The following is a 21,616-nucleotide window of genomic DNA, read 5'->3' on the forward strand; positions in this document are numbered from 1 at the left end:
AATCGGCGGTGACCTCACGCGGATGCCGCGAACCCGACGATAGCGTGAGTGCATGAGCCTCGAATCGGTGGAGTCGTCCGATACCCGGCCGCGGGTCTCCCGCCGCGTTCCGATCATCGCGGGGGCGACGGCGCTCCTGCTCGCGAGCCTGCTCGGCGTGCTCGCCTTGACGTCGTCGGGCGAGAACCGCTTCGCCGTCGACGAGGCGTGGGCGGAGTTCGTGGTGAGCACGCGAACCCCCTTCGGGGAGTGGTTCGCCTATGCCATGAACACGCTGGGCGGCGGGTTCGTCGGGGTGTTCGTGGTGCCGATCGGAGCCGCGATCGTGCTGCTCATCGTTCGGCGACCGTGGGGGGCCTTGTACTTCATCGTGGCGTCGGCCGCGAGTGCCGGCATGGTGCAGGTGCTGAAGCACCTGTTCGGGCGGGCTCGGCCCGAGGACATGATCGTCGTCTCAGATTTCGGGTCGTTCCCGTCGGGCCACGTCGCGAATGCAGCGACGATCGCGGTCGTCATGGGCATGATCGTGCCGCGCACCTGGGTGTGGGTGCTCGGCGCCGTCTACACCGCGCTGATGGCGTACAGCCGCACCTATCTCGGTGCGCACTGGCTGACCGACACCCTCGGTGGGGCGCTCGCCGGGGCGGGTGTGGCGCTGCTCCTCTGGGCGGCGCTCGCCGGTCCGCTCGAGCGCGAACGCATGGCGTGGGGTGAGCGACGGCGTCGCGCGTCTGCGGACTGAGCACCCGAGCGCGAACGCATCGCGTGGGGTCGTCCGGGGTCGACCGTCGAGCGACGGGATCGAGTGCTGGGCCTCGCCCGGATGCGCCTCTTCGTCAGCTGCCGGCCGGCGGCACCGTTCTGCGCATCACCGTCTTGCTCTTGCCGATGTTTCGCTCGAACGTGAATCCCGCCTGCTCGAACATCGCCCTCGTGCCGTTGTGGAGGAACGACGACGAGGTCTTCTTGCCGGGGGTGAGCTCGTTGGGGAACGAGACCACCTCGCCCCCGCCGGCCTGCGCGATCAGCTCCAGCGCGCCGTCCAAGCGCCTCCCGTGCCACTCCCGAACGCCGGTGGTCGCGGTCGACGAAGAAGCACGTGATGCGCCACGGCGCCGGGTTGGTCTCGCCCGCGTCGTACTGCTTGCGGTGGTAGATGTTCGGCAGTTCGACCGGGCTGCCGTACTCGCACCACGCGATCGCGTCGTCGCCGTCGAAGACGAGCGCGGCGTGAGCGATGCCTTCGGCCACGAGTCGCTGCTTGAACGTCGGCCGGTCGTACTCCTCCTTGACGGTGTGCTCCGTGTCGTCGTGGAAATACGAGCAGTAGCACCCGCCCCAGACCCCGTTGTGCTTCTGCGCGAGCGCGAGCCACGCCGGAAAGGTCTCCGGCGTGAGCGGTTTGATCAGGTGCGTGGTCATGCCCGCCCCACCGACCTTCTGGCCGGTCTCGCTGAACGACGACCGGGGACCACTCGCAACGCGCGCGCCATGCCGTCATCTTGTCAGCATCACCGAGTGTTGTCACGGCCCGCGTCGACGGCCCGAGGGCCGATGGATCCGCAGCAGGGAACCGTCGCTAGACGCTGGACTCGACCCAACTCACCGGAAGGAACGGGCTGTAGACGTAGACGACCTTGTCTCGCTTGCGATCGATCTCGATGGTCCCCTTGCCCGCATTCATCGCATCCATGATCTGGGACCGGACACCTTCCCACGTTGGGCCGTCAGTGAAGCGGAACTTCGCATAGTTGGGTGCGACGCTGCCGATATAGAGAGTGACGTCCGTTGTCATGTGACGCACTCTACCGATGGCGACCGGTCATCAGAATCCCCACGACAACTCCGTCGTGGCGACGACGCGCATGCGAGAGGGTCCGTGACGAGATCACCCCGCCGCTGGGTGGTCGCCCCCGGCGAGTTGATCGAGGGTGTGCTCGAGCACCTCGCCGAGCAGCCCGAGCCCGTCGCGCACCCCGCCGGCGGAACCCGGGAGGTTCACGACGAGCGTCGACCCCGACACGCCCGCGAGTCCTCGTGAGAGCAGGGCGGTGGGTGTCGTCGCCGCGCCGCGACGGCGCAGTTCCTCCATGAACCCCGGCAGCTCGCGATCGAGCAGCGGCGCCGTCGCCTCGGGGGTGCCGTCGGTCGGGGAGACCCCGGTGCCGCCGGTCGTGATGATGACCGACGGGTGGCCGGCGAGGGCCCGCTGCAGGGCGTCGGCCGTGGGCACGCCGTCGGCGACCACCACGGGGCCGACGGGGTCGAAGCCGCGCTCGACGAGCCAGGCCGCGATCACCGGCCCGGTGCGGTCGTCGGCGACGCCCGCCGCGGCACGCGTCGACGCGACGATGACGACGGCGGTGCGCGGCATCCGCTCGGTCGGGGTCATTCGCGCGACCAGTCGCCGCTCTTGCCGCCCGCCTTCGCGAGCACCATCACGTCGGTGACGACCGCGCGGTTGTCGACGGCCTTGATCATGTCGTAGAGCGTGAGCGCCGACACGGTCGCGGCGGTCAGCGCCTCCATCTCGACGCCGGTGACGCCCTTCGTGGTGACGGTCGCGACGATGCGCACGCGATCGCCCTCCGGCGTGATGTCGACGTCGAGCTTCGTGAGCGGCAGCGGGTGGCACAGGGGGATGAGCGTCGACGTCTGCTTGGCCGCCATGATGCCGGCGATGCGCGCGGTGCCGATCGCCTCGCCCTTCGGCAGGCTGCCGTCGGCGATGGCGTCGACCACGTCGATGCGCGTGATGAGCACGGCCTGCGCGCTCGCCGTGCGCCGGGTCACCGCCTTGTCGGTGACGTCGACCATGTGCGCGGAGCCGTCGCCGCGCAGATGGGTCAGGCGTGGTTCAGTCATCGATCCTCCAGACGTCGACGTGGGCTCCGGCCGGCAGGTCGCCGACTCCCACGGGCAGGTGCACGAGCACGGTGGCGTTCGCGTAGGCGTGCAGCAGGTGCGAGCTCGGCGCCCCGACCTCGACGTCGCCGTCGCCGTCGAGCACGCCGCGGCGCACCTGATGCTTGTCGAGCGGCGAGGTCACGTCGTGCGCGAGCCGCAGTCGCGCGCGCGGTCGGTCGGGGGTGAGGCCGGCGAACGCCCGCAGCACCGGGCGCAGGAACAGCTCGAACGAGACGAGTGCGCTCACAGGATTGCCGGGGAACGCGACGACCGGCACCTCGACGCCGGCACCGCTGCCGTCGCCGGTCGCCGGGAATCGGGCGAGCCCGAGGCCCTGCGGTCCGCCGGGCTGCAGCGCGACCTTCGTGAACGCCACGCCGAGCGGTGCGAGGGCTTCGCGCACGACCTCGAATGCGCCGGCGCTGACACCGCCGGTGGTCACCACCAGATCGACGTGACGGGCGGACTCCGTGAGCACCGCGACGAGCGCGGCCGCGTCGTCGGGGGCGACCGTCTCGCGCACCCGCGCACCGCTCTCGCGGAGGGCTGCCGCGAGCATCGTCGTGTTCGCATCGTGGATCTGGCCCGAGTCGAGCGATGCGCCCGGTGTGCGCAACTCGTGCCCCGTCGAGACGAGCAGCACCGAGACCGGCCGGCGCACCGACACCGTCGTGACCCCGGCGGCGGCCAGGGCGCCGAGCTGGGCAGGGCCGAGTCGGATGCCGGCGGGCAGGAGCCGCTCGCCACGGGCGACGTCGGTGCCGACGCCGCGCACGAAGGCGCCGGGCGGGGCGGGCCGGTCGAAGGCGACGAGGGTGCCCGCGGCGACGGCGCGCCGGTCGGCGCCGAGCCGGGGGAACCGGGGCGGGTCGGCGGCCTCGATCGGAACGACGGCGTCGGCGCCGACGGGGATCGGAGCTCCGGTCATGACCGGGGCGGCCGTGCCGGGAGCGTGGTCGGCCACCCGGTCGCCCGCAGCGCTCACGGCACCGACCGGGAGCACGACGGGAGCGCCGGGGGCGGCGCCGACGAGATCGGCCGCGAGCACGGCGTATCCGTCCATCTGGGAGTTCGCGAAGGCGGGCAGGTCGATCGGAGCGACGACCTCGAGCCCGAGCACGCGCCCGAGCGCCGAGGGACCGGGGCCGGGCCGGGCGTCGTCGGCGTCGGACACCGCCACCCGCTCGAACCCTGCAGGCTCGTCGAGTGCGGCCCGGATCGGCGCGAGGAGCTCACGCACCGCGTGCTGGTGTTCGGCGAAGGTCCGCATCATCCGTGCCTCCGGTCAGCCGCCGGCGAAGGGCGGCAGGATGTCGACCTGCGCGGCGACCGGGTGGTCGGCGTCGCGACGCACCGTGCCGTCGACGAGGAAGGAACCCGACGCGAGCACCTTGGCCATCGCCTGACCGTGGCGTTCGACGAGCAGTGCGCCGAGGGAGCCGAGCGTGGCGGGGGCGCTCAGCTCGAGCCGTTCCTCATCGCGACCGGCCGCCTCGGCGGCGGCGGCGAAGTACCGCACGGTCACGATCGTCATGCCCACGATGCTACCGGCAGGGCGGCCGACGTGACCGGGCCGCGCGGCGGGCTGCGGCCCGGCCGTACACCGGCCGGGGCGGCCTCGGGCGGCCCTCGCGCGGGCCAGGAGCGCCGGAAGCGCGCCGATGCGCTGCGTACAATGGCGGGCATGCACCCGCTCGTCGAGCCCGGCCCGCCGCTCGCGGCCGAGCGCATCGCGCGATTCAGTCGGCAGCTCATGCTGCCGGGCTTCGGCGAGCTCGCCCAGCGCCGCCTCGCGGCGGCTCGCGTGCTCGTCGTAGGGGCCGGGGGACTCGGCAGCGTCGTGGTGCCCTCGCTCGCCGGCGCGGGGGTCGGCACGATCGGCGTCGTCGACGACGACGTCGTCGAACTCTCGAACCTGCACCGGCAGACGAGCCACGGCGTCGCCGACCTCGGCCGGCCGAAGGTCGATTCGCTCGCCGAGACGGTCGCCGCGATCGACCCCGACTGCCGCGTGGTCCGCCACCGCACCCGCCTGTCCGCCGCCGACATCCGCGAGGTGCTCGCCGGGTACGACCTCGTCGTCGACGGCAGCGACAACTTCCCGACGCGCTACCTCGTCAACGACGCCGCGTCGCTCGCCCGGGTTCCGCTGGTCTGGGGTGCGATCCTGCGCTTCCACGGCCAGGTCGGCACCGCATGGCACGCGCACGGGCCGGGGTACCGCGACCTGTTCCCGGTGCCGCCCTCGCCCGACGAGGTGCTCTCGTGCCAGGCCGGCGGCGTGCTGCCGAGTCTCTGCACCACGGTCGGCGGGCTCATGGCCACCGAGGTCGTGAAGCTCATCACCGGCGTCGGCGAGCCGCTCATCGGCCGGGTGACGACCGTCGACGCCCTCTCGGGGCGGTCGCGCGAGATCGCCTACACGGCGATCGCCGATGCCCCCGAGATCACGAGCCTCATCGACTACGAGGTGTTCTGCGGCCTGCGAACGGCCGAGCAGGCGACGGATGACGCGGCGCACGCGCCCGCACCGGCACCGCCCGCCGTGACGGCTGCGGGCCTGCTCGAACGCCTTCGCGGCGGCGCCCCGCTCACCCTGCTCGACGTTCGCGAACCCGAGGAGGCCGAGCTCGCCCGCATCCGCGACAGCGTGCTCGTGCCGCTCGCCGCGCTCGCCGAGGGCGCGGGGCCGACTCCCGGGTCCGGCCCGGTCGTCGTCTACTGCGAGCACGACCTGCGATCGCGGCGGGCGGCTCGACTGCTCCGCGAACGCGGCCTCACCGAGGTCGAGTACCTCACGGGCGGCATCGTGAGCTTCGCCGCCGTCGCCGGCGAGCTCGTGCAGCGATGAGCCCGGTGCCCGAGGCATCCGTCGACACGAACACGACTCGTGAGGAACCCGCATGACCGAACCCCTCGCCCTCGTCACCGACGGGCCGATCGACGAGACCGCCGTTCGCTCGGCGGTGGAGGCCGACGCGAGCGGCGCCGTCGTCGTGTTCCTCGGCATCGTGCGCGACCACGACGCCGGGCGGGGAGTGCTGGCCCTCGACTACCGTGCGCACCCCGAGGCCGAGCGGTTCCTCGCCGAGTGCGTGCGACAGGTCGCAGCCGAGACCGGCATCGCCGTGGCGGCCGTGCACCGGGTGGGGGAGCTGCGCATCGGCGATGTCGCACTCTGCGCCGCGGCATCCGCTGCGCACCGCGCCGAGGCGTTCGACGCGTGCGAGCGCCTCGTCGAACTCGTCAAGCAGCAGGTGCCGATCTGGAAGCGCCAGCACTTCGTCGACGGCGTCTCGGAGTGGGTCGGGCTCTGAAACCCGGGAGCCGCGCCACGAGCGGTCACCCGCCGATGTACGACATCTCGATCTTCGGTCGCGCCCCGCGCAGCTCGGGTGTGAGGCCCGCCCGCACCTCGGAGTAGCGGTCGTCGCGCGCACCCCAGATCGCGCCCATCGCCGCGGCGAGCCCCTCGTCGTCGATGCCGCCGCGCAGGAGAGCCCGCAGGTCGTGGCCCTCCGAGGCGAAGAGGCAGGTGAAGAGGCGGCCGTCGGTCGAGATGCGGGCGCGGTTGCAGGTGCCGCAGAAGGCCTGCGTGACGCTCGAGATCACGCCGATCTCACCGCCGCCGTCGCGGTAGCGCCACCGGGCCGCCGTCTCGCCGGGCACGAGTTCGCCCACGGGCTCGAGCGGGAGCTCGCGGCCGATGCGCTCGACGATCTCGGCGGAGGGCACCACCTCGTCGAGGCTCCAGCCGTTGGAGGTGCCGACGTCCATGTACTCGATGAACCGCAGGCTGAACGGAGTGCCGTGGAAGTGGCGGGCCATGGGCAGCACCTCGTGATCGTTCACGCCGCGCTTGACGACCATGTTGACCTTGATCGGGCCGAGGCCCGCGGCGCGGGCGGCCTCCATGCCGTCGAGCACCCTGGCGATCGGGAAGCCGACGTCGTTCATCGCCCGGAACACGTCGTCGTCGAGGGAGTCGAGTGAGACCGTCACCCGGGTGAGGCCTGCTGCCTTCAGCGCATCGGCCTTCACCGCGAGCGCGGCGCCGTTCGTGGTGAGGGCGATCTCGAGGGGGCGGCCGTCGGGTGTACGGAGTTCCGCGAGACGCGAGATCAGGTCTTCGATGCCGCGCCGGAGCAACGGCTCGCCGCCCGTGAGCCGGAGCTTCTCGACTCCGTGCGCCGCGGCGACGCGAGCGATGCGGGTGATCTCGTCGAAGTCGAGCAGCTCCTCGCGCTCGAGGAAGGCGTAGTCGCGCCCGAACACGGCCTTGGGCATGCAGTACACGCAGCGGAAGTTGCACCGATCGGTGACCGAGATGCGCAGGTCGCGGAGCGGCCGGTCGAGGCGGTCGGAGAGCCGGCCCGTCGCGGGCAGGCGGCGTGCGCCGAGACCCGCACCGCCATGGGAACGGGGCGATTCGGCCGGTGGTCTCGACGACGTCACGGGTGCACCCCCTGTTGTGGCGTCTACCGTAACACCGCGGCCGGCAGCGCCCGCACCGAGACCTCCGCCGCCGCGATCGTGAACTCGAGCCGCGCACCCGTCGCGAGGTCGAGCGAGACCGCCGCGGCCGAGGGTACGTCGACCGCGAGGTCGGGGAACTCGGTGATGCCGATGCGCACGCCGCCGGGCACGGGGCGCAGTTGGGCGACCGTGCCCGTCCAGGCATTGACAGCGGATGCCGCGGGCGAGCGATCGCCTGCGGGTGCCGCGTGCACCGCGCCGGGGCTGAAGACCGCGGATGCCGCGGCTCCGAGCTGCACGCGAGCGTCGCCGTCACCGGTGCTCCGCAGGCGCAGGAACGGCGCGTTCGGCCGTGACGAGCCGTCGGGACGCCCGGCGGCACCGCCGGCACCGCCCGCCACGGGAGCTTCGACGACCACGACGCAGCCCTCGGAATCGACGGTGCCGATGACGAGGTTCACCCCAGCGAGCGCGGCCGCGAACGGCGTCGTCGGATGCCCGAGCACCTCCGCGGTCGACCCCGCTGCGGCGATGCGCCCCGACTGCAGCACCACGGAGCGCCGGGCGAGCACGATCGCGTCGAGCGGGTCGTGGGTGACGAGCACGATCGGAATGCCGGAGGCCGCAGGAATCCGGGCGACCAGCTCTCGCATCTCGGCGGCGGCCTGCACGTCGAGCGCGGCGAACGGCTCGTCGAGCAGCAGCACCTCGGGTTCCGCGGCGAGCGTGCGCGCGAGCGCCACCCGCTGCTGCTGCCCGCCCGAGAGCTGCCGGGGCCGGCGCTGGGCGAGGTCGGCGAGTCCGAACTGCTCGAGCCTCGCGTGCGCTGATTCCCGCGCGCCGTGCGCGCGTTCGCCGCGTGCTCGTGCCGCGAACGCGACGTTCTCGAGCACGCTCAGGTGCGGGAACAGCAGCGGCTCCTGCCCGAGCAGCCCGATGCGGCGCAGCTCGGGCGGCACATCGTGCTGCGGCGCACGCGAGCCGGGCATGCGCCCGGTGAGTTCGCGGTCGCCGACGCGCACCGTGCCCGAATCGGGCAGCAGCGTGCCGGCGATCGCCTGCAGGAGGGTCGACTTGCCCGCCCCGTTCGGTCCGAGCACCGCGAGGATCTCGCCCGGTGCCACCTCGATGCGGGCACGCAGCTCGAACGCGCCGATCGACGCCGCGACCTCGGCGACGAGGCCGGCGGATGCCGCAGAGTCGGCGCCGCCCGCGTCGCGCCGACTGCTTGCACCACCGCTCATCGCGCGGTGTCCTCGCGCCAGCCGCGCATGACGAGCAGCACCGCGACCGCCACGACGATGAGCATGAGCGAGAGGGCGATCGCCGTGTCCTCGCTGACGCCCGCGCCGTTGAACGCCGTGTAGATCGCGAGCGGCATCGTGCGCGTCGTACCGGCCGCGTTGCCGGCGAAGAGCGCGGTCGCCCCGAACTCGCCGAGCGCTCGGGCGAAGCAGAGCACGGTGCCCGCGAGGAGCCCCGGGCCGATCAGGGGCAGCGTGATGCGGCGGAAGACGGTGAAGCGTCGGGCTCCGAGTCCCGCGGCGACGGACTCGAAGCCCGTGCCGGCGGTGCGCAGCGCGCCTTCGACCGAGATGACGAGGAACGGCAGGGCCACGAACGTCTGCGCGATCACGACCGCGGTCGTGGTGAAGGGCACCCGGAGTCCGAATGCCTCGAGCGCGCCGCCGAACAGTCCGGTCCGGCCGAGCAGGGCGAGCAGGGCGATGCCGCCTACGAGCGGTGGCAGCACGAGCGGCAGCGTCGAGAGGGTGCGCAGTACCGCCGCGACCGGTCGGGAGCTGCGGGCGATGACGAACGCCAGCGGCACGCCGAGCACGACGCAGACCGTCGTCGCGATCGTCGCGGTGACGAGTGACAGCCCGAGGGCGTCGAGTGCGGCCGGCGAGGTCACCGCGGCGGGCACGCTCGCCCAGTCGAGCCGGACGAGCAGTGCGGCGAGCGGCAGCACGAGCACCGCGACCGCGACGCCGGCCGGCACGAGGATCCACGGCGGCAGGGACGAGCGACGCGCGACAGGGCCGGGCGCGCGATCGACATCGGCGCCCGGGCCGGCGACGGTGGCACGCCCGACCGGCTCCCCGCGGGCGAGGTCGGTCACGGTGGACCGAATCCGAAGGAGGCCAGCACCTCGGCCCCCTCCGCGGAGCGAACGAACCGGACGAACTCGCGCGCCGCCTCCGGATTCGCGGCGTCGGCGAGGGCGGCGACCGGGTAGGTGTTGGTCGCGGCATCCGCACCGTCGATCTCGATGCCCTCGACCGCGCCGTCGGCGGCCTGCACGTCGGTCACGTACACGAGGCCGGCGTCGGCCTCACCCGAGCGGACCTTCGTGAGCACGGCGCTGACGTTCTGCTCCTCGCTGACGGGGGTCACGTCGACACCGGCGCGATCGAACAGCGTCTGCGCGGCATGGCCGCACGGCACCTCGGGCGCGCAGAGCACGACGAGCGGCTGGGCGGATGCCGCTGCACCGAGGTCGTCGAGCGCGTCGATGCCGAGCGGGTTGCCCGGTTGCACCGCGATCTCGAGCACGTTCGAGGCGAAGGTCGCGGGGTCTCCGTCGACGAGGCCGGCCTCGGCGACCGTCGCCATGGTGCGGTCGTCGGCCGAGGCGAAGACGTCGGCGGCGGCGCCCTCGCTGAGCTGGGTCGCGAGGGTCGACGAGCCGTCGTAGGTGATCGGGGCGACGTCGAGGCCCGGATGACGTGCTTCGAAGCGGGTGGCGAGTTCGTCGAACGCCCCGCTGAGGGAGGCAGCGGCGAAGATCGTGAGTCCGCCCCGAAGCTCCGAGGTCGTCGCGTTCGGCGACCCGCTCGGATCGGCGGAGGGTGCGGTGCCCACGCCGGCGCAACCGCCGAACGCGACGGCGAGGATCGCGGCCGAGGTCGCGACGAGCAGACGGCGGGTCCGGGTCATCCGCGGGGGCCCGTCTCGGTCTCGACGATGACCATCGTCGCCTTGACGACCGCGACGCCTCGCGAGCCGACCTCGAGACGCAGTTCCCGCGCGGCCTCGGCCGACATGAGGGAGACGACCCGGTGCGGCCCGCACTGCAGTTCCACCTGGGCCATGAGGCCGTCGATCTCGACGCGGGTGACGAGGCCGACGAACCGGTTGCGCGCGCTGCGGCGAACGCCGCTGCGATCCTCGGAGCCCGCAGCGATCTCGGCAGCCCGAGCCGCGAGCTCGGCGCCGGGCACGACCTGGCGGCCCGCGGCGTCCTTCTCGGCAGGCAACAGGCCTTCGTGCACCCATCGGCGGATGGTGTCGTCACTCACGCCGACGAGCGAGGCCGCTTCGCTGATCCGATACTGCGTCATGAAATGGACATTACTTCCGCAGATGCGGAATGACAACCGGAATCGCGCCGTCCCGTCGCTCGCCTGGCGAACTCGCGCGTGGATCACGGACACCCCGGCTGTTAGCCTCGAACCGCTCACGCGAGACAGCGAGGACCCAGCGCCATGGACCAGTTCGATACGCCGCCCCCGGGGCAGCCCACGGCCGGCACGGAGCAGATCGTGGCCGACCACCTCGAGCGAGCCGTCGAGCTCGCCACCGAGAACGTGCGCAGGAGCGGCGGGCCGTTCGGGGCCATCGTGGTGTCGGCCGACGGACGGCTCTTCGAGGGCGTCAACCGGGTCACCGCGAACCTCGACCCCACCGCGCACGCCGAGGTCACGGCGATCCGGGCGGCGTGTCAGGCACTCGGCACCTTCGACCTCAGCGGCGCCACCCTCTACTCGAGCTGCGAGCCGTGCCCCATGTGCCTCGCCTCCTCGCTGTGGGCCCGCATCGATCGCGTCTACTTCGCCGCCGATCGCCATGACGCTGCGGCGGCCGGCTTCGACGATGCGGTCTTCTACCGCTACTTCGAAGAGGGTGCCGAGGCGCGAGCCGTGATGCCGGTCGCCAGCATCGATCTCGGCGAGGCTCGGCGCACCGCCCCGTTCACCGAGTGGAGTCGCACCGCCTCGCGGATCGACTACTGAGCGCTGCGCGTGGCGCGGCGTTGCCGCGAGGCATCCGTCGCGGCGGCAGCATCCGATCGCTCGATGAGCTGCAGGATGCGGGCTGCGACGCTCACCGCGATCGTCGCGGGCGCCTTTCCGGTGACCTCCGGAATGCCGATGGGGGTCTCCACGCGGGCGAGGGTCGCCTCGTCGTGGTCGAGTTCGAGGAGCTGCTTGCGGAACCGAGCCCACTTCGAATGCGACCCGATGAGCCCGATCGAGCCGAGCTCGGGGTGACGCAGCGCCGCGTCGGTGATCGCGAGGTCCTCGACGTGGTCGTGCGTCATGATCAGCACGTGCGAACCCGGCGGCAGCAGCGCCAACGCGGCCTCGGGCACGGGCTCGTGATGCAGGTGCACGGTGGCGACGGCATCGGCGAGGAGTCCGGTGGCACTCGGCGACCCGAGGCGCTCGGGCGCGAGCATCTCGGCGCGGGAGTCGACGAGATGCAGCTCGAGCTCCTGACGGCCGAGGATACGGGCGAGTTCGAGCCCGACGTGGCCGACCCCGAACACGGCGACCGACGGCACGACCCGCACGGGTTCCAGCAGCATGGTGACCTCTCCTCCGCAGCATTGCACGCCGTAGTCGGTCGTCGCCCGGTCGCTGAGCGTCAGGGTGAGCAGCTCCGGCTCCGCGGCGGCGGAGGCGAGCATCGCACGCGCACGCTCGATCGCGGTCTGCTCGAGGTTGCCCCCGCCGACCGTGCCGAACACCGACTCGGTCGAGACGACCATCTTCGCCCCACCGTTGCGCGGCGCATGACCGCGCACCATGGCCAAGGTGACGAGCACGGCGGGCGTCCGCGCGTCGCGGAGCCGCTGCAGGGCCTCGAGCCAGTCCACGTCACCCGCCTCGGCTAGGTCTCGGTCGCCGCAGCGGGAACGAGCCTCGGGGCGCGCTCGTCGTCGACCGTGTCGGCGGACGCGGCGGTCGTGGTCTCACGTGCGGACTCGACGGCCCAGAAGACCGCCTCGGGCGTCGCCGGCGAGCCGAGCTCCACGCTCCGGCCGGCCGGGCCGAACGCGCCGACCGCCGCGCGGATCGCCTCACGTGCACTGAAGGCGAGCATCAGCGGCGGTTCGCCCACCGCCTTCGAGCCGTAGACCGCTCCGTCTTCGCGGGCGTTCGCGAAGAGGCGCACATGGAACTCCTCGGGCATCTCCGAGAAGCTCGGCAGCTTGTACGTACTCGCCGACTGGGTCAGCAGCCGGCCGCGATGCGGGCCGTCTGATTCATCCCATCGGAGCTCTTCGAGCGTGAGCCAGCCGACCCCCTGCACGTAGCCGCCCTCGATCTGGCCGAGATCGAGCATGGGCGAGAGCGAGTCGCCGACGTCGTGCACGATGTCGACGCGGCGCACCCGCGTGGCCCCGGTGAAGCCGTCCACCTCGACCTCGGTGACGGCGGCGCCGTAGGCGAAGTACTTGAACGGCGAGCCCTGCATCCGGTCGGGGTTCCAGTGCAACCCCTCGGTGCGGTAGAAGCCCGCCGCCCAGAGCTGCACGCGCTGCAGGTACGCGGCCTCCGCGACCTCCGCGAAGGTCAGGGGCTCGGCCTCGCTGCCGAGTGCGGTGACGGATCCGCCCGCGAACCGCACGTCCCGTTCGTCGACGCCGAGGAGCCGGCCCGCGACGGCCGCCATGCGGTCGCGGATCTGCTCGCAGGCGTGCTTCACGGCGCCGCCGTTGAGATCGGCACTCGAGGAGGCGGCGGTCGCCGAGGTGTTCGGCACTTTGTCGGTGCGGGTGGGGGCGAGCCGCACCTGCTCGAGACGCAGGCCCAGCGCCGTCGCGGCGACCTGCAGCATCTTCGTGTGCAGGCCCTGTCCCATCTCGGTGCCGCCGTGGTTGATGAGCACCGAGCCGTCCTTGTAGACGTGCACGAGCGCCCCGGCCTGGTTGAACGCCGAGAAGTTGAACGAGATGCCGAACTTCACCGGGGTGATCGCGATCCCTCGCTTCGCGTCCGCGTGCGCCGCGTTGAACCCGGCGACCTCGCTTCGGCGTCGCTCGAAGCGACTCTCGTCGAGGAGCTGCGCCCAGATCGACGGGAGTCGCTCGGCGTCCTTCACGAGCTGTCCGTACGGAGTGCGCTGACCAGGCCGGTAGAAGTTCCTGCGGCGGAGTTCGGCCGGGTCGATGCCGAGCACCGGGGCGACCCGGCCGAGGACGTCCTCGATGAGGAACATGCCCTGCGGCCCGCCGAAGCCGCGGAACGCGGTCTGCGAGGTCTTGTTCGTCTTCGCGATGCGGCCGTGCACGCGCACGTTCGGGATCCAGTAGGCGTTGTCGACGTGGCAGAGCGCTCGGCCGAGCACGGGCTCGGAGAGGTCGAGGCTCCAGCCGCCGTCGGCGGTGAGCGTGGCCTCGAGCGCCTGGATCAGCCCGTCGTCGGAGAACCCCGCCCTCCACGTGATGTGGAACGGGTGGCGCTTGCCGGTCATGGTGATGTCCTGCGTGCGATTCAGTCGCAGGCGCACCGGCCGACCGGTGAGCTTCGCGCCGAGTGCGGCGACGGCGGCGAGCCCGTGGGGCTGCATCTCCTTCCCACCGAAGGCGCCGCCCATGCGGAGGGACTGCACCGTGACCCGGCTCGACGGCACGCCGAGCACGTGGGCGACGATCTCCTGCGTCTCGGAGGGGTGCTGCGTCGAGCTCTGCACGAAGTACTGGCCCTCGGAGTCGAGAAGCGCGAGCGATGCCTGGGTCTCGAGGTAGAAGTGCTCCTGGCCGCCGACCTCGCAGACGCCCTCGAAGACGTGCGCCGACTCCGTCATCGCGGTGGACGCGTCGCCACGGGCGACGGTGCGGGCGATGCCCTGATACGACCCGGCGGCGATCGCCTCGACCACGGTGATGCACGACGGAAGGGGTTCGTACGAGACGCGCACGGCCTCGGCGCCGAGGCGGGCCGCCTCGGCCGTCTCGCCGAGCACCCAGACGAGCGCGTGGCCGGTGTACATCGCCTCGTCGGGGAAGAGCGGCTCGTCGTGCTTGATGCCGGCGTCGTTGAGGCCGGGCACGTCGGCGGCCGTGAGCACGCGGACGACGCCCGCCACCTCGTAGGCGGGGGAGACGTCGATTTTCACCCGGGCATGCGCCTCGGCCGACTGCACGGGCCACGCGGTGAGCACACCGGCCGTCTGCGCGGCGAGGTCGTCGGTGTACATCGCGGCGCCGGTGACATGCAGCGCCGCGCTCTCATGAGCGGGGCTGAGGCCCACGACGGGATCGGCCGGGCGGTCGGCGAGTGCGCTCATGCCGGCACCTGCTTCGCAGCGATGAGCGTGGCGCTGTACAACTTCAGCAGGGCGTTGCCGAGCATGCGCGAGCGGTACTCGCTCGAGGCCCGGTGGTCGGAGATCGGGGTGCCCTCGGCCGCCAGCACCTGCGACGCGGCGCGCACGGTCGCGATGTTCCACGTCTCGCCGACGAGCGCCGCCTCGGTGGCGAGCGCACGCAGCGGGGTGGCGGCCACGCCGCCGAGGCCGATGCGCGCCGAGGTGACGACCCCGTCGTCGACGTCGAGCGCGAAGCCGAGGGCGACGCTCGAGATGTCGTCGAAACGGCGCTTGGCGATCTTGTGGAACGCGGAGACGCCCGCGAGCGGCAGCGGGATGCGCACCGCGCGGATGATCTCGTCGGGTCGGCGCACCGTCTGCCGATAGCCCGTGAAGTACTCGGAGAGCTCGACCTCGTGCTCCCCGGCGCTCGAGGCGAGCACGAGACGTGCGCCGAGCGCGAGGAGCGCCGGAGGGGCGTCGCCGATGGGCGAGCCCGTGCCGAGGTTGCCGCCGAACGTCGCGCGGTTGCGGATCAGGCGGGAGGCGAACTGCGGGAAGAACTGCGCGAGGAGCGGAACGCGCCCGCCGAGCCTGCGCTCGACCTCGGACAGGGTCAGCGCCGCGCCGACCTCGATCATGTCATCGTCGAAGGAGAGCGTTCGCAGCTCGTCGAGCTGGTCGATCGCGACGACGAGCGGCGGGCGCAGGCCCCGCAGGTTCACCTCGACGCCGACATCGGTCGATCCCGCCACGAGGAGCGCGTCGGGGGCATCGCCGAGCACGCCGAGTGCCTCGACGAGCGTCGCCGGGCGGATGAATCGGCCATCGTGCGATCGGAGGTCGGTCGGTGCGGCCCGAGGTGCGGGCCGTGCGCGCCTCGCGGCGAGTTCGTCATCGGCTGTCGGCGAACCGAGCGAGTACGCGGCGTCGCGGATGGGACGGTAGCCCGTGCACCGGCAGAGGTTACCGCTGAGCGCGTGCAGCTCGAACCCGTTGGGGCCGCGCTCGGCGTGCTCCTCGCCCGCCGCGACGGGCGCGCGATCGGCGCGGTAGTACTCGTCGGCCATGCTGCAGACGAATCCCGGCGTGCAGTACCCGCACTGCGAGCCGCCGGCCCCGGCGAGCGTCTCCTGCACCGGGTGCAGCGCTTCGGGAGAGCCGAGGCCCTCGGAGGTGACGATCTCCTGCCCGTTCAGAGCAGCGACGGGCACGAGGCAGGCGTTCACCGCCGTCCACGCGGTGCCGCCTCGATCGTCGGGAGTGGCGAGCAGCATCGCGCAGGCACCGCACTCGCCCTCGGCGCATCCCTCCTTGACGCCCGACAGGCCGGTCTCGCGCAGCCAGTCGAGTGCGCTCGTGTGCGCGGCGACAGTGGGCAGGGGGCGTCGCCGACCGTTGACCGTCACGGCGAAGTCATCCATGGTCGACCACCTCCACGGCGCTGCGCTGCGCCGAACACCGGGTCGCACCCAGCGGCTCGGTGGTCCGAGTCTACGCGCCGACCCTCGGTGCATCCGGAGGTCGGAGCGGCAGTTGATCGTTGCGCCCGAGACATCGACCCGGCGAAGATGAGCCATGGCCCACGTTCGCAGCGCCCGCGCTGCACCGGCACCGCGCACCGCGCTCACCGCGGCCGACCTGGTGGCGGTCGACCGCCGCCTCGCCGCGAGCGACGCGCTGCTCGCGAGCGCCTATCCGGGCGACGACGGATCGCGTCAACCGGTGCACACGGTCTACGTCCCGGCCGACCGCTACGACGCGGGCCTGCCTGCCGAGTGGGGCGTCGCCGCGCTCGCCGCAGCAGAGTCGGCGGGAGGTCTCGAGGCGCTCGCCGTTCGCGTCGGCCTCGATCCGGCGCTCGTCGACCAGGTCGTGCCCGCCGTGCGCGACAAGCTCGAGCGGGAGCCCATCGAAGACCTCCGCCTCGACTTCGAGGACGGCTACGGCGACCACGGCGACGAGGTCGAGGACTCCGACGCCCGGCGACTGGCCGAGCGCGTCGCCGCGGCGGTCGCCGCGGGGCTCGCGCCGCCCTTCATCGGCGTGCGCATCAAGAGCTTCGAGGCGTCGACGCGGGCGCGCGGCATCCGTACCCTCGATCTCTTCGTGAGCACCCTCGTCGCGCGCGGCGACCTGCCGACCGGCCTCGCGATCACGATGCCGAAGGTGTCGACGGTGGCACAGGTCGAGGCGATGGCCGACGTCATGGCGGCCCTCGAGCGCGCGCACGGACTGCCCGACGGCCGGCTCCGCTTCGAGGTGCAGGTCGAGACGCCGCAACTGGTGCTCGGCCCCGACGGCGTGTCACCGCTCGCGCAGCTGCCCGCCGCCGTGCCGGGTCGCATCAGCGGGCTGCACTACGGCACCTACGACTACAGCGCGGCGCTGCAGATCTCGGCGGCGAACCAGTCGATGGAGCACCCGGTCGCCGACCATGCGAAGGAGATCATGCAGCTCGCGGTCGCGGGCACCGGCATCCGGCTCTCCGACGGGTCGACGAACCTCCTCCCGCTCGGCGACCGCGCCGATGAGGCATGGCGGCTCCATGCCAGGCTCGTGCGCCGATCGCTCGACCGCGGGTTCCCGCAGGGCTGGGACCTGCACGCGAACCAGCTGCCGACCCGGTTCATCGCGACCTACGCGTTCTACCGCGAAGGGTACGCCGCGGCCTCCGCACGCCTCCGCGACTACCTCGCGCACGAGTCCGGCGCCGTGCTCGACGAACCGGCGACGGCACGCGCCCTCGCCGGGTTCGTGCTGCGCGGCGTCGACTGCGGCGCGCTCGCCGAGACCGAGGTCGCCGCCGATGTGGGCATCGACCGGCATGCACTCAGGGTGCTCGCCCACCCCGGGCCCGCCCGCCCCGCACCCGCTCCGCCGAAGCTCGCGAACGGCTGAGCGGATGCCTCGGCGCAGCTCGACGACGAAGGAGGCCGCATGAACTACTTCACCCCGCAGGGCGGACTGCCCGCCCAGACCGAACTGCTCACCGACCGGGCGATCGTGAAGGAGGCGTACACGGTCATTCCGAAGGGCGTGCTGCGCGACATCGTGACGAGCCGGCTGCCGGGGTTCAGGGCCACGCGATCGTGGATCCTCGCCCGGCCGATCGCGGGCTTCGCGACGACCTTCTCGCAGCTGATCGTCGAGATCGGGCCGGGCGGCGGGGCGGAACGGCCCGAGCAGGAGGCCGCCGTGGAAGGCGTCGTGTTCGTCACGAGCGGCGAGCTCACCCTCGTGCTCGAGGGCGAGCCGCACACGCTGCGAGCCGGCGGCTACGCCTACCTCGCCGCGGGCGCCACCTGGTCGCTGGCGAACGACGGTGTCGACACGACGAGCTTCCAGTGGATCCGGAAGGCGTACGAGCCGGTCGACGGCATCCCCGCGCCGGACTCGTTCGTCACCCGCGACCAGGACGTCGAGCCGCGCGAGATGCCGGGCACGAACGGGGCGTGGGCAACGACCCGCTTCGTCGACCCCGACGACCTCGCGCACGACATGCACGTCAACATCGTGACGTTCCAGCCGGGCGGCACGCTGCCGTTCGCGGAGACCCACGTGATGGAGCACGGGATCTTCGTGCTCGAGGGCAAGGGGGTCTACCGGCTCAACGACGACTGGGTCGAGGTCGAGGCCGGGGACTTCATGTGGCTGCGGGCGTTCTGCCCGCAGGCGTGCTACGCGGGCGGTCCGGGGCCGTTCCGCTACCTGCTCTACAAAGACGTGAACCGGCAGATCCGGCTCTCATGAGTCGAGCATCGGCACCGACCGGGTCGGGCGAGACCTTCGACCTCGTGATCCGGGGCGATCGCATGCTCCTCGGCGGCGCGTTCGCGCCGGCCGAGGTCGCCGTGCGTGACGGCGTCATCGCCCGCATCGCACCGCTGGGCACCGCCCTCGCCGGGTCGCGCGTCATGCAGCTCGCCGACGACGAGGTGCTGATCCCCGGCCTCGTCGACACGCACGTGCACGTCGACGAGCCGGGCCGCACCGAGTGGGAGGGCTTCGCCTCGGCGACCCGCGCGGCGGCGGCGGGCGGCGTGACGACCATCGTCGACATGCCGCTGAACAGCATTCCGCCGACCACGTCGGTCGCCGCCCTCGAGACGAAGCGCCGCGCGGCCGACGGGCGGGTGTTCGTCGACGTCGGCTTCTGGGGCGGTGTCGTGCCGGGCAATCTCGCCGAACTCGGGCCGCTCGTGCGCGGCGGGGTCTTCGGCTTCAAGTGCTTCCTGCTGGACTCGGGCGTCGAGGAGTTCGCCGCGGTCACCGCCGCCGAGATGGAGGCCGCGATGGCCGTGCTCGCGGCGACCGACTCGCTGCTCCTCGTGCACGCCGAGGACGCGCAGCTGATCGACGCGGCGCCGCACCCGCACAGCGTCGACTACGCCGACTTCCTCGCGTCGCGGCCACGTGAGGCTGAGGACTCCGCGATCGCCGCCGTCATCGAGGGCGCCGCGCGCACCGGCGTGCGCGCGCACGTGGTGCACCTGAGCTCGGCGGATTCGCTCGGCCGCATCGCCGACGCCAGGCGCGCCGGGGTGCGGCTCTCGGTCGAGACCTGCCCGCACTACCTCACGCTCACGGCGGAGGAGGTGCCTGCGGGCGGCACGGCCTTCAAGTGCTGCCCGCCGATTCGCGAGGCCGCGAATCGCGACGCCCTCTGGCGCGGACTCGAGTCGGGCGTGATCGACTTCATCGTCTCCGATCACTCGCCGGCGCCGACGCTCGTGAAGGACCCGGGTCACGGGGACTTCGCCGATGCGTGGGGCGGCATCGCCTCGCTCCAGCTCGGGTTGCCCCTCGTCTGGAGCGCGGCGCGCGGCCGCGGCATCCGGCTCGAACAGGTCGTCGAGTGGATGTCGGGGGCACCCGCTCGTGGCGTCGGTCTCACCGACAAGGGCCGCATCGCCGAAGGCGCGGCGGCCGACCTCGCCGTCTTCGCGCCCGACGAGACGTTCACGGTCGATGCCGCGGCGCTCCAGCACCGCCACCCCGTGTGCCCGTACGACGGGCGCGAGCTCGTCGGAGTGGTGCGGGCGACGCTGCTCGCGGGGCGTCCGGTCGACCGCGAGGTCGCGCGCGGTCGGCTGCTGCGCAGGGAGCCGGCGAGATGATGAGGCTCGACGCGTTCAACGGCCTCGACCGCGGGTCCGCGGTCGACGTGCTCCGCCCGTGCCTCGACGTCCCGCGCTGGGTCGAGGCACTCGCCGACGGACGTCCGTACGCCTCGGTCGACGCGCTGGTGGCCGCAGCAAGCGCGGCCGCGTCGCCGTTCACCACCGCCGAGGTCGAGGGCGCGCTCGCGCACCATCCGCCCATCGGCCGGCGGCCCGGCGGCGAGACCGCCGAGGCGCGGATGTCGCGGGGCGAGCAGGCCGGCGTCGCCGCGACCTCGCGCGCCGTCGGTGCGGCGCTGGCGGCCGGCAACCTCGCATACGAGGAGAAGTTCGGGCGCGTCTTCCTGATCCGGGCCGCGGGCAGGTCGGCGAGCGAGATACTCGACGTACTCGACGAGCGCCTCGCGCACTCGGCGGCGGAGGAGGACGTGGTCGTCGCCGAGCAGTTGCGCCAGATCGCCGTGCTCCGACTGAAGGGACTCGTGACGCCATGACCATCTCCCAGATCACGACGCATGTGCTCGACGCGACCGCCGGTCGCCCCGCCGAAGGCGTCGCCGTCGAGCTGGCCGTGCGCGAGGCATCCGGTTGGGCGCTCGTCGGTGCCGGCGTCACCGACGCCGACGGCCGTGCGACCGGGCTCGGCCCGGCCTCGGTGCCGCCGGGCGAATACCGCCTGCGCTTCGACACCGGTGCCTTCTTCGCCGCGCGTGGCACCGAGACGTTCTATCCCGAGGTCGTGCTGCACTTCGAGGTCGTCGAGGCGGGCCGGCACTATCACGTGCCGCTCCTGCTGAGCCCCTTCGCCTATTCGACCTACCGGGGGAGCTGAGCGACATGGAAGGAGACCCCGTGACCGACCGCAGGATCGTGCTCGGACCGAACCAGTACGGCAAGGCCGAGGTTCGCGTCGTGAAGGTCACCCGCGACGCCGACCGTCACGAGATCGACGACCTCAGCGTCACCTCGCAGCTTCGCGGCGACTTCACCGGAGCGCACACGTCGGGCGACAACGCGCACGTCATCCCGACCGACACGCAGAAGAACACGATCTTCGCGTTCGCCCGCGACGGCGTGGGCTCGCCCGAGGCGTTCCTGCTGCGCCTCGCCGACCACTTCACGGCGTCGTTCGACTGGGTGAGCGGCGGCCGCTGGGAGGCCGAGCGCTTCGCCTGGCGGCGCATCGAGGTCGACGGCGCCCCGCACGATCACTCCTTCGTGCGCTCGGGCGAGGAGACGCGCACCGCCGTGGTCGTCGCCGACGGCGACGACCGGCACGTCCTCGGCGGGCTCGAGGGGCTCACCGTGCTGAAGACGACGCAGTCGGGCTTCGAGGGCTTCCCGAGGGACCGGTACACGACCCTGCAGGAGACGAACGACCGCATCCTGGCCACGGATGTCGCGGCGCGCTGGCGTTACGTCGGCGCCGACGTCGACTACGACGCGGCCTACGCGAGCGTGCGCGCGCTCATGCTCGAGGCGTTCGCCGCGAGGTACTCGGCCGCCCTGCAGCAGACGCTCTTCGACATGGGGTCGCGCGTGCTCGAGGTGCACCCCGAGATCGCGGAGATCCGGTTCTCTATGCCGAACAAGCACCACTTCGTCGTCGACCTCAGCCCCTTCGGCCTCGACAACCCCAACGAGGTGTTCTATGCCGCCGATCGGCCGTACGGGCTCATCGAGGCCACGGTCATGCGCGAGGGCCTCGTGCCGGCGCCGGTGGCGTGGGAGGGCATCGCCGGGTTCTGCTGAGGGCGGGCATCGCGGTGTGCGGACGTCTCGACGAGCCC

At 72.5% G+C, this 21,616-nt stretch carries 23 protein-coding genes and 1 pseudogene; 10 read left to right on the forward strand and 14 right to left on the reverse strand.

Going from position 1 to position 21,616, the window contains the following annotated elements:
• Positions 1–52: 52 nt before the first annotated feature.
• The gene (locus JOE59_RS02455; protein ID WP_204458795.1) at positions 53–742 is read left to right on the forward strand and encodes a phosphatase PAP2 family protein; all 690 of its coding nucleotides are present in this window, start codon (positions 53–55) and stop codon (positions 740–742) included.
• 94 nt (positions 743–836) lie between these two features.
• Here the strand turns inward: JOE59_RS02455 and JOE59_RS02460 are convergent.
• The 6 genes and pseudogenes from JOE59_RS02460 to JOE59_RS02485 form a co-directional block, all read right to left on the reverse strand.
• A pseudogene (locus JOE59_RS02460) lies at positions 837–1,422 on the reverse strand (GNAT family N-acetyltransferase).
• Between the two features lie 157 nt (positions 1,423–1,579).
• Positions 1,580–1,795 carry a hypothetical protein gene (locus tag JOE59_RS02465; protein ID WP_204458796.1) on the reverse strand — a complete coding sequence of 72 codons (216 nt, stop codon included), beginning with the start codon at positions 1,793–1,795 and terminating at the stop codon, positions 1,580–1,582.
• Positions 1,796–1,888: 93 nt separating this feature from the next.
• Positions 1,889–2,392, reverse strand: coding sequence for a MogA/MoaB family molybdenum cofactor biosynthesis protein (locus tag JOE59_RS02470; RefSeq protein ID WP_204458797.1), 504 nt, complete (start codon positions 2,390–2,392; stop codon positions 1,889–1,891).
• Positions 2,389–2,865, reverse strand: a complete 477-nt coding sequence (gene moaC, locus JOE59_RS02475) for a cyclic pyranopterin monophosphate synthase MoaC (RefSeq protein ID WP_204458798.1) — start codon at positions 2,863–2,865, stop codon at positions 2,389–2,391. Before moaC ends, JOE59_RS02470 begins: the two co-directional genes overlap by 4 nt.
• A complete protein-coding gene (locus JOE59_RS02480) occupies positions 2,858–4,180 on the reverse strand; it encodes a molybdopterin molybdotransferase MoeA (protein WP_204458799.1) in 1,323 nt (440 codons plus the stop codon). The genes moaC and JOE59_RS02480 overlap by 8 nt, the downstream gene beginning before the upstream one ends.
• 12 nt (positions 4,181–4,192) lie before the next feature.
• Complete coding sequence (locus JOE59_RS02485) at positions 4,193–4,441, reverse strand: MoaD/ThiS family protein (protein ID WP_204458800.1); 249 nt, start codon at positions 4,439–4,441, stop codon at positions 4,193–4,195.
• Between the two features lie 150 nt (positions 4,442–4,591).
• Between JOE59_RS02485 and JOE59_RS02490 the strand changes: the two genes are divergently transcribed.
• Complete coding sequence (locus tag JOE59_RS02490; protein ID WP_239560062.1) at positions 4,592–5,758, forward strand: ThiF family adenylyltransferase; 1,167 nt, start codon at positions 4,592–4,594, stop codon at positions 5,756–5,758.
• A 52-nt stretch (positions 5,759–5,810) separates the two neighbouring features.
• The gene (locus JOE59_RS02495) at positions 5,811–6,224 is read left to right on the forward strand and encodes a molybdenum cofactor biosynthesis protein MoaE (protein ID WP_204458801.1); all 414 of its coding nucleotides are present in this window, start codon (positions 5,811–5,813) and stop codon (positions 6,222–6,224) included.
• 25 nt (positions 6,225–6,249) lie between these two features.
• Here the strand turns inward: JOE59_RS02495 and moaA are convergent, their stop codons facing one another.
• The 5 genes from moaA to JOE59_RS02520 all read right to left on the reverse strand — a co-directional run bounded on the left by moaA (position 6,250) and on the right by JOE59_RS02520 (position 10,727).
• Positions 6,250–7,362 (reverse strand): GTP 3',8-cyclase MoaA, encoded by a 1,113-nt coding sequence (gene moaA, locus JOE59_RS02500; protein WP_307836921.1) that lies wholly within the window; start codon positions 7,360–7,362, stop codon positions 6,250–6,252.
• Between the two features lie 23 nt (positions 7,363–7,385).
• Positions 7,386–8,627, reverse strand: a complete 1,242-nt coding sequence (locus tag JOE59_RS02505) for a sulfate/molybdate ABC transporter ATP-binding protein (RefSeq protein ID WP_204458802.1) — start codon at positions 8,625–8,627, stop codon at positions 7,386–7,388.
• Positions 8,624–9,403, reverse strand: a complete 780-nt coding sequence (locus tag JOE59_RS02510) for an ABC transporter permease (RefSeq protein WP_204463220.1) — start codon at positions 9,401–9,403, stop codon at positions 8,624–8,626. The genes JOE59_RS02505 and JOE59_RS02510 overlap by 4 nt, the downstream gene beginning before the upstream one ends.
• Positions 9,404–9,501: 98 nt before the next feature.
• Positions 9,502–10,323, reverse strand: a complete 822-nt coding sequence (modA, locus tag JOE59_RS02515; RefSeq protein ID WP_204458803.1) for a molybdate ABC transporter substrate-binding protein — start codon at positions 10,321–10,323, stop codon at positions 9,502–9,504.
• Positions 10,320–10,727 (reverse strand): TOBE domain-containing protein, encoded by a 408-nt coding sequence (locus tag JOE59_RS02520; protein ID WP_204458804.1) that lies wholly within the window; start codon positions 10,725–10,727, stop codon positions 10,320–10,322. The genes modA and JOE59_RS02520 overlap by 4 nt, the downstream gene beginning before the upstream one ends.
• Before the next feature lie 144 nt (positions 10,728–10,871).
• On the opposite strand from JOE59_RS02520, the gene JOE59_RS02525 reads away from it, so the two are divergent.
• Positions 10,872–11,399 (forward strand): nucleoside deaminase, encoded by a 528-nt coding sequence (locus JOE59_RS02525; protein ID WP_204458805.1) that lies wholly within the window; start codon positions 10,872–10,874, stop codon positions 11,397–11,399.
• Here the strand turns inward: JOE59_RS02525 and xdhC are convergent.
• From xdhC to JOE59_RS02540, 3 genes are read right to left on the reverse strand one after another with little or no spacing between them, the layout of a single operon-like run.
• Positions 11,393–12,265 carry a xanthine dehydrogenase accessory protein XdhC gene (gene xdhC / locus JOE59_RS02530; protein WP_204458806.1) on the reverse strand — a complete coding sequence of 291 codons (873 nt, stop codon included), beginning with the start codon at positions 12,263–12,265 and terminating at the stop codon, positions 11,393–11,395. The genes JOE59_RS02525 and xdhC overlap by 7 nt on opposite strands.
• Before the next feature lie 14 nt (positions 12,266–12,279).
• The gene (gene xdhB / locus JOE59_RS02535; protein WP_204458807.1) at positions 12,280–14,682 is read right to left on the reverse strand and encodes a xanthine dehydrogenase molybdopterin binding subunit; all 2,403 of its coding nucleotides are present in this window, start codon (positions 14,680–14,682) and stop codon (positions 12,280–12,282) included.
• On the reverse strand, positions 14,679–16,127 hold the full coding sequence (locus tag JOE59_RS02540) for a xanthine dehydrogenase small subunit (RefSeq protein ID WP_204458808.1): 1,449 nt from the start codon (positions 16,125–16,127) through the stop codon (positions 14,679–14,681). The genes xdhB and JOE59_RS02540 overlap by 4 nt, the downstream gene beginning before the upstream one ends.
• 154 nt (positions 16,128–16,281) lie before the next feature.
• On the opposite strand from JOE59_RS02540, the gene JOE59_RS02545 reads away from it, so the two are divergent.
• The 6 genes from JOE59_RS02545 to pucL are packed head-to-tail and all read left to right on the forward strand — an operon-like array spanning position 16,282 to position 21,578.
• A complete protein-coding gene (locus tag JOE59_RS02545) occupies positions 16,282–17,604 on the forward strand; it encodes a DUF6986 family protein (protein WP_204458809.1) in 1,323 nt (440 codons plus the stop codon).
• Between the two features lie 39 nt (positions 17,605–17,643).
• Positions 17,644–18,456: a bifunctional allantoicase/(S)-ureidoglycine aminohydrolase gene (locus JOE59_RS02550; protein ID WP_204458810.1), complete on the forward strand. Its 813-nt coding sequence runs from the start codon at positions 17,644–17,646 to the stop codon at positions 18,454–18,456.
• Entirely contained in the window at positions 18,453–19,823 is a 1,371-nt protein-coding gene (gene allB, locus JOE59_RS02555; RefSeq protein WP_204458811.1) for an allantoinase AllB, read from the forward strand. The genes JOE59_RS02550 and allB overlap by 4 nt, the downstream gene beginning before the upstream one ends.
• Positions 19,823–20,320: a 2-oxo-4-hydroxy-4-carboxy-5-ureidoimidazoline decarboxylase gene (uraD, locus tag JOE59_RS02560; RefSeq protein ID WP_204463221.1), complete on the forward strand. Its 498-nt coding sequence runs from the start codon at positions 19,823–19,825 to the stop codon at positions 20,318–20,320. Before allB ends, uraD begins: the two co-directional genes overlap by 1 nt.
• Complete coding sequence (uraH, locus tag JOE59_RS02565; RefSeq protein ID WP_204458812.1) at positions 20,317–20,658, forward strand: hydroxyisourate hydrolase; 342 nt, start codon at positions 20,317–20,319, stop codon at positions 20,656–20,658. Before uraD ends, uraH begins: the two co-directional genes overlap by 4 nt.
• A gap of 5 nt (positions 20,659–20,663) precedes the next feature.
• Positions 20,664–21,578: a factor-independent urate hydroxylase gene (gene pucL / locus JOE59_RS02570; protein ID WP_204458813.1), complete on the forward strand. Its 915-nt coding sequence runs from the start codon at positions 20,664–20,666 to the stop codon at positions 21,576–21,578.
• Positions 21,579–21,616 lie beyond the last annotated feature (38 nt).

Source organism: Agromyces cerinus (genome assembly GCF_016907835.1).
Taxonomy (GTDB): Bacteria; Actinomycetota; Actinomycetes; order Actinomycetales; family Microbacteriaceae; genus Agromyces; species Agromyces nitratus.